Origin of the sequence: Burkholderia sp. BCC1988 (assembly GCF_905339895.1) — a bacterium.
Taxonomy (GTDB): domain Bacteria; phylum Pseudomonadota; class Gammaproteobacteria; order Burkholderiales; family Burkholderiaceae; genus Burkholderia.
In genome coordinates this window covers 1-902 of the sequence record NZ_CAJPHA010000067.1, presented here as the reverse complement: position 1 = coordinate 902, position 902 = coordinate 1, and the positions used below count along the sequence as shown (strand labels likewise).

The 902-nt window shown below is 65.7% G+C and carries 1 protein-coding gene; it reads right to left on the bottom strand.

Annotated features, from left to right (window positions below; translation table 11 throughout):
- A partial coding sequence (ccsB, locus tag U4012_RS35560) for a c-type cytochrome biogenesis protein CcsB (RefSeq protein ID WP_321804549.1) occupies positions 1-902 on the bottom strand: 902 nt, incomplete at both ends.

Below are 902 nucleotides of genomic sequence, written 5' to 3'. Positions count from 1 at the left end.
CCGTAGCTGTGCAGCCCCGACAGGAACATGTTGACGCCGAGGAACGCGAACGTCGTCACGAGCAGGCCGGTGAGCGCCCACCAGGCGGCAACCGCGCCGCGCAGGCCCTTCATCAGGCGCATGTGCAGCCAGGCCGCGTAGTTGAGCCACACGATCAGCGCCCAGGTTTCCTTCGGGTCCCAGCTCCAGTAGCCTCCCCATGCTTCGGCGGCCCACAGCGCGCCGAGAATCGTCGCGATCGTGAAGAACGCGAAGCCGACCGCGATCGACTTGTACATCACGTCGTCGAGCACCTCGAGCGTCGGCAGGCGATCGGCGAGCACGCCGCGCTCCTTCATCAGGTACGCGACCGACACCATCGCCGACAGCGCGAAGCTGCCGTAGCCGATGAAGTTCGCCGGCACGTGGATCTTCATCCACCAGCTCTGCAGCGCCGGCACGAGCGGCTGGATCTGCTGCGCGTCGCGCGCGACCGAGTACCACATCAGGAAGCCGACGGCCGCGCTGATGACCAGCAGCACGAACGCGCCGAGCGCGCGCGTGCCGTAGTGGCCTTCGTAATACAGGTAGAGCAGCGCGGTGATCAGGCTGAACAGCACGAACACTTCGTACAGGTTCGACACCGGGATATGCCCGACGTCGGCGCCGATCAGGTAGGACTCGTACCAGCGCACCATCAGGCCGGTGAAGCCCATCAGCACGGCGACCCACGTGAGCTTCTGGCCGATCGCGGCGCCCGACTCCGAGCGCGCGAGCAGACCGATCCAGTAGAAGATCGTCGCGAGCACGAACAGCGCGCTCATCCACAGGATCGCGGACTGGCTCGACAGGAAGTACTTGAGGAAGAACGCCGCATCGGCGCGCGCGAGATCGCCCTGGTAGATCTGGATCGACAGCAGCGA